The 6,007-nt window shown below is 71.7% G+C and carries 6 protein-coding genes; all 6 read right to left on the bottom strand.

Annotated features, from left to right (window positions below):
- Positions 1–814, bottom strand: an 814-nt coding sequence (locus G5C51_RS39150; RefSeq protein ID WP_165245221.1) for an NADH-quinone oxidoreductase subunit M, incomplete at its 3' end; no start/stop codon positions are given.
- 7 nt (positions 815–821) lie between these two features.
- Positions 822–2,957, bottom strand: a complete 2,136-nt coding sequence (locus G5C51_RS39145; protein ID WP_165245219.1) for an NADH-quinone oxidoreductase subunit L — start codon at positions 2,955–2,957, stop codon at positions 822–824.
- Entirely contained in the window at positions 2,954–3,337 is a 384-nt protein-coding gene (gene nuoK, locus G5C51_RS39140) for an NADH-quinone oxidoreductase subunit NuoK (protein ID WP_165245217.1), read from the bottom strand. Before nuoK ends, G5C51_RS39145 begins: the two co-directional genes overlap by 4 nt.
- Positions 3,337–3,888, bottom strand: a complete 552-nt coding sequence (locus tag G5C51_RS39135; protein ID WP_165245215.1) for an NADH-quinone oxidoreductase subunit J family protein — start codon at positions 3,886–3,888, stop codon at positions 3,337–3,339. The genes nuoK and G5C51_RS39135 overlap by 1 nt, the downstream gene beginning before the upstream one ends.
- Entirely contained in the window at positions 3,885–4,460 is a 576-nt protein-coding gene (locus tag G5C51_RS39130) for a NuoI/complex I 23 kDa subunit family protein (RefSeq protein WP_165245213.1), read from the bottom strand. Before G5C51_RS39130 ends, G5C51_RS39135 begins: the two co-directional genes overlap by 4 nt.
- Positions 4,460–5,425, bottom strand: coding sequence for a complex I subunit 1/NuoH family protein (locus G5C51_RS39125; protein ID WP_165245211.1), 966 nt, complete (start codon positions 5,423–5,425; stop codon positions 4,460–4,462). The genes G5C51_RS39130 and G5C51_RS39125 overlap by 1 nt, the downstream gene beginning before the upstream one ends.
- Positions 5,426–6,007: the final 582 nt, after the last annotated feature.

The raw sequence follows: 6,007 nt of genomic DNA, 5'->3' as shown, positions 1-6,007 counted from the left end.
CGTAGGTGCCCATCTTGAGGAGCACACCGGCGAGGAGGACCGAGCCGACGGTGGGGGCGGCGGTGTGGGCGTCGGGGAGCCAGCTGTGGAGGGGCCACATGGGGGTCTTCACGGCGAGGCCGATGCCGATGGCGAGGACGGCGATGAGCTGGGTGGTGTGGGTGAGGTTGGACCCGTTGGCAGTGGCGAGTGCCACCATGTCGAAGGTGCCGCCCTTGATGCCGATGAGGAGGAGGCCGAGCAGCATCACGACGGAGCCGAGCAGCGTGTAGAGGATGAACTTCCAGGCGGCGGGGCCGCGTTGGTCGCCGCCCCAGCGGGCGATGAGGAAGTACATCGGGATGAGGACCATCTCGAAGGCGAGGAAGAAGAGCAGCAGGTCCAGGACGGCGAAGGTGGCGAGCATGCCGGCTTCGAGGACGAGCAGCAGCGCGACGAACGCCCGGGGTGACGGCCCGGACGGCATCTTGAAGTAGCTGTAGAGCGCGCAGAGGAAGGTCAGCAGCGCGGTCAGGACAAGGAGGGGGAGCGAGACGCCGTCGACGCCCAGGTGGAGGCGGATGCCGAGGGCCGGGATCCAGCTGAGGTCGGTGGTGGCCTGCATGGTCTGCGCGTCGCCGCGGTCGAAGCCGGCCGCGAGGACGACGGACAGCACGAAGACGACACCGGTGACGGTCACGCCGTGCCGCAGCACCGCCTGGTCGGGGTTCTTGCCCTTGAGGCCAGGCGGCGCGGGGAGCAGGGCGGCGGCCGCGCCGAGGAGGGGGAGCACGACGATGGCGGCGAGGACGAACTGCATGGCGGTGTGGCTCATATCGGCCTCAGCCTCCCGAGGTTCCGGTCGTCGCGAGCAGGACCGCGGCGACGGCTAGGACGAGGGAGCCGGCGAGCAGGGCGCTCAGATAGGTCTGCACGTTCCCGGTCTGCAGGCGGCGGACGGCGGCGCCGAGCAGCCGGGGGGTGGTGCCGGCGGCGCGCACGTACGTATCGACGACCTCGCGGTCGAGGAAGCGGACGAGCCCGGCGGCGGCGGTGACGGGGCGTACGAAGAGCGCGGCGTAGACGGCGTCGAGATGGAAGCCGCGGCCCGCGGCGCGGTAGAGGGCGGGGCCGAGCAGTATCCGGCCCGGGTCCATCGGGCGGCCCGCGGGGCTGGTGCCGGGGGCGGCGGCGATGTCGCCGTAGGCGGGGGTGTGGCTGGCGATCGCTTCTTCCTCGGAGAGCGCCGGCTCGGCCCCGGGGTGCGCGGCGACGGCACCGAGCGGGGTGGCGGCGGCGACCGCGGTCGTCTGCCGCCAGGCGGCGTACATCGCGAGCACGCCGACGAGGGCGAGGCCGGTGCCGAGGACGGTGGTGGTGAGCGTGGGGGCGAGGGAGTGCCCGCCGAGCCAGTCGGGGAGCTTGCCGACAGTGAGGCCGAAGGCGGCGGTGGGGAGGAAGAGGACCCAGAGGACGGCGTTCATGGCGAAGGGGGTCTTGGCGGGGTGGCCGGGGACGGTCGTCGGCTCGGCAGCCGGCTGGGTCGTCGCCTCCGCCGCGGCGGGACCCGGCAGCTCCGGTCCCGGCAGCTCGGGTCCCGGCGCGAGCTTGCCCACGGCCGACGGCAGCGGGCGGCCGCCGGCGAGCAGCCACAGCCGCGTCGCGTACGCCGCCGTGAGCAGGGCGGTCGCCAGGCCCGCGACCAGCACGATCCAGCCCGCCACCGCCGGGATCCCGGCTCCGGCGTCACCGGTGACGGCGTGCTCCGCCGCGCCCAGCACCGCCTCCTTGGAGAAGAACCCGCTGAACGGCGGGATCGCCGCCAGGGCGAGCAGCGCCACCGCGAGCGTCCAGTACGCGTCCGGCGCCCGGCGCCGCAGCCCGTCCATCCGGGCCATCGCGGCCAGCGAGTTGGTGCCGGCGGCGTGGATGATCACGCCCGCGCAGAGGAAGAGCAGCGCCTTGAAGGCACCGTGCGAGAGGAGGTGGAAGATCGCGGCATCCCGCGAGCCGACGGCCAGCGCGCCGGTCATGTAGCCGAGTTGCCCGACGGTCGAGTACGCCAGCACCCGCTTGATGTCGTCCTGCGCCAGCGCGGCCAGCGCCGACCCGACCATGGTCACGGCCGCCATCACCGCCAGCACCACCAGCGCCGCCGTGGACGCGGCGAAGACCGGCAGCAGCCGCGCCACCACATACACGCCCGCGGCCACCATCGTCGCCGCGTGGATCAGCGCCGACACCGGCGTCGGACCGGCCATCGCATCCGGCAGCCAGGTATGCAGCGGGAACTGCGCGGACTTGCCCGCGACCCCCGCGAGCAGCAGCAGCGCGATCAGCGTCGGATGAGCGAGCCCGTCACCCGACACGGCCTCGGTGAGAACGCCGTTGATCCGGAACGTCCCCGCCTGGTCGGCCAGCATGAAGATGCCGAAGAGAAAAGGAACATCACCGAGCTTGGTGACGAGGAAGGCCTTGATGGAGGCGGCCCGCGCCTCGGGCGTCTCCCAGTAGTGCCCGACCAGGAAGTACGAGCAGATGCCCATGATCTCCCAGCCGACCAGCAGCACGATGAGGTCGCCGGAGTACACGACGAGGAACATCGCGGCGGTGAAGAGCGAGACCAGGGCCGAGTACGAGGCATAGCGCGGGTCATCGCGCAGGTACCCGGTCGAGTAGATCTGCACGCACAGCGCCACCACCCCGACCAGCACCGCCGTCAGCACGGCGAAGCCGTCGAGATGCAGCGCGAGCGAGATCGGCACCGACCCGGTCGGGGTCAGCTCCATCGACGCGTCGAGCGGGTCTCCCCCGCCCTGCCGCACCGCGACGACCACGGCGAGCAGCGCGGCAAGCCCGGTAGGCAGCACGGCCAGCGGCCGCGCCAGCTCCGGGAACGTACGACCGAGCAGCAGCGCGGCGGCCGCGGCGAGGAAGGGCAGCAGCGGGACGAGGACGGCGAGAGTGGTGGTGTTCACGCGGCGGCACCCCCGCGCACAGCCGTCTTCTCCTCACCGGCGGGCCGGTCTTCATCGCTTGCGGACCCGGGCGGACTCTCCGCCGTATCCCGCAGCCGGTCCACGGCGGAGCTGCCGCGGGTGCGGTAGACGAGCAGCACGATCGCCAGCCCGATGCCGATCTCCGCGGCGGCGATCGCGATGACGAAGAGCGCGAGCGACTGCCCGGCGTGCAAGGTGTCGCGCAGCCAGACGTCGAAGGCGACGAGGTTGAGGTTGACGGCGGCGAGCATCAGCTCGACCGACATCAGCACCAGGATCAGATTGCGCCGGGCGAGCACGCCGTACAGGCCGACGCAGAAGAGCAGGACCGCGAGGACGGCCGGATAGGCGAGGTGCATCAGCTCTTGGTCCCTTCGTCGCCTGCTTCGGCCTCGCTCTTCCTGCGGGACAGCACGATCGCGCCGACCAGCGCCGCGAGCAGCAGCACGGACAGCGCCTCGAAGGGGAGCACCCAGTAGCGGAAGAGCGCCTCGCCCATGACCGCGGTGGTGCCCTGCGCCTCGTCCAGCGGGATGTACTGCGTCCGGAACGCGTCCACTACCACCCACACCAGCGTCACCGCCGCGGCGCCCGCGACACCGAGCGCCACCCACCGATTGCCGGAGTCGGCATCCGGCGAACGCCCGATCGGCGCCCGGGTCAGCATCAGCCCGAAGAGCAGCAGCACGACCACGGACCCGACGTAGATCAGCACCTGCACCCAGGCGATGAACTCGGCGGTGAGCAGCAGATATTCCACCGCGAGCCCGCCGAGCGTGACGACGAGCCAGAGCGCGGAGTGCACGAGCTGCTTGGTGGAGACGGTGAGCAGGGCGGCACCCAGCACGACGATCCCGACGAGCACAAAGACGATCTCGACGCCGGTGGGCGAGAGGAAGTCGCGGGTCATTCGTCCCCCGCCTTCTCAGCCGCCTCTGCCGCAGCACTCTCGGCCGCCTTTTCCGCAGCCTTCTCCGCCGTCTTACGGGCGGCCCCGATCTCCTTCGGCTCCTCCGCCGCCTCGTCCAGCGCGGGCGGCGCCGGCACCGTCCACATCCAGTCGCGCAGCTTGTCCCGCTCGTGGGTCAGCTCGAGGATGTCGGTCTCGGCGTACTCGAACTCCGGTGACCAGAAGAGCGCGTCGAAGGGGCACACCTCGATGCAGATCCCGCAGTACATGCACAGCGCGAAGTCGATGGCGAAGCGATCCAGCACATTCCGGGACCGCTCGCGCCCACCGGGGGCGGCCGGCGGCACGGTCTCCTTGTGCGAGTCGATGTAGATGCACCAGTCCGGGCACTCGCGCGCGCAGAGCATGCAGACGGTGCAGTTCTCCTCGAAGAGCGCGATCACGCCGCGGCTGCGGGGCGGGAGATGGGGCTGGGCATCGGGGTAGTGGGCCGTGTGCGACCGCTTCGTCATCGTACGAAGGGTGACGGCGAGGCCCTTGGCGAGGCCGCGGCCCGGGACGTTGACGGCCATCAGCCGATCACCACCTTCACGACGCCGGTGAGCGCGATCTGCGCGAGGGCAAGGGGAATGAGCACGGTCCAGGCGAAGCGCTGGATCTGGTCCTCGCGCAGCCGCGGATACGTGACGCGCAGCCAGATGACGGCGAAGGCGAGGATGCCGGTCTTGAGGAGGGTCCAGAGCCAGCCGAGCTGATCGTCGCCGAACGGCCCGTGCCAGCCACCGAGGAAGAGCACGGTGGTCAGCGCGCAGAGGACGACGATCCCGGCGTACTCGGCGAGCAGGAAGAGCGCGAACCGCAGCCCGCTGTACTCGGTGTACGCACCGAAGATGATCTCCGAGTCGGCGACCGGCGCGTCGAACGGCGGCCGCTGCAACTCGGCGAGCCCGGCGGTGAAGAAGACCAGCCCGCCGATGATCTGCCAGGGAATCCACCACCAGTGGAACCCGTCGACGATCCCGACCAGGGACACGCTCCCGGCGGCCATCGCGACGGACGCGGCGGCGAGCAGCATCGGCAACTCGTAGGCGAGCAGCTGGGCGGCGGTCCGGAGCCCCCCGAGAAGGGAGAACTTATTGGCGGAGGCCCACCCGCCCATGAGCGTGCCGAGCACGCCGGCGCCCATGACGGCGAGCACGAAGAAGATGCCGGCGTGGAGTTCCTGTCCGACGCCGCCGTCGGGGTGGACGGGGATGGCGACGAGCACGATGAAATACGGCAGCAGCGCGACAGCAGGCGCCAGCTGAAAGATCCGCCGGTCGGCGGCGGCCGGCACGACATCTTCCTTCTGCGCGAACTTCACCCCATCGGCAACAAGCTGCGCCCACCCATGAAACCCACCGGCGTACATGGGACCGACGCGCCCCTGCATGTGCGCCATGACCTTGTGCTCGGTCTGCCCGACGACAAGCGGGAGGACGAGGAATGCGGCGAGAAGGAGCACAAGCCGCAACGCGACATCAAGCACATCAGCCATCGCTGCCACCTCCTCGGGCTTGGGGGTCGTCGGGGTCGGTTACGCCGCCGTCGGACGCGGTGTCGCTCCGCTCCGGTGCGGCGTCGGGTTCGGGCTGGTCCGGGGCCGGTTGGTCTGCCGACTGGGTCCCGGCTGCGCCGCCCGCGTCCGCGTCCGCATCGGCCTCGGTGGAAGGGCTCTCCGGCGCGGATGGTGGGGCGTCCTCCCCGGACGCCCGGTGCCAAGGCGCGTCCGCGCTGCGGGGAGCGGCCGAGCGACGGGGCCGCGCGGCCTGGGCGGCGGCATCCGCGCCCGGTGCGGCCTCCGCTTCCGCGGCTGTCTCTCGTTCCTGCGCGGTATCGCGCTGTGACGTGCTGCCCTCCCCCGCCGTACGAGCGCGGCGGGCGCGGGTCGGGCGAGTGGGGGGCGTGGGAGCAGCCGACTCGCCGCTCGCCGCTGCCTCCGTGCCGGCTGCAGTCGCCTCGTCGTTCGCCGCAGGTGTCGTAGGTGCCTGGCTTGCTGAGCCCGTCGATGCCGTGCGGGTCCTGCGCGGGCCGTCCGCTGCCGTGCGGCGGGCTCGGGCCGGGCGGGCCGGGGCTGCTG

Source organism: Streptomyces coryli (assembly GCF_011044975.1).
In the GTDB taxonomy this organism is placed as follows: domain Bacteria; phylum Actinomycetota; class Actinomycetes; order Streptomycetales; family Streptomycetaceae; genus Streptomyces; species Streptomyces coryli.
The sequence above is the reverse complement of the archived record's forward strand: the minus strand, read 5'-3'. Positions and strand labels throughout refer to the sequence as shown.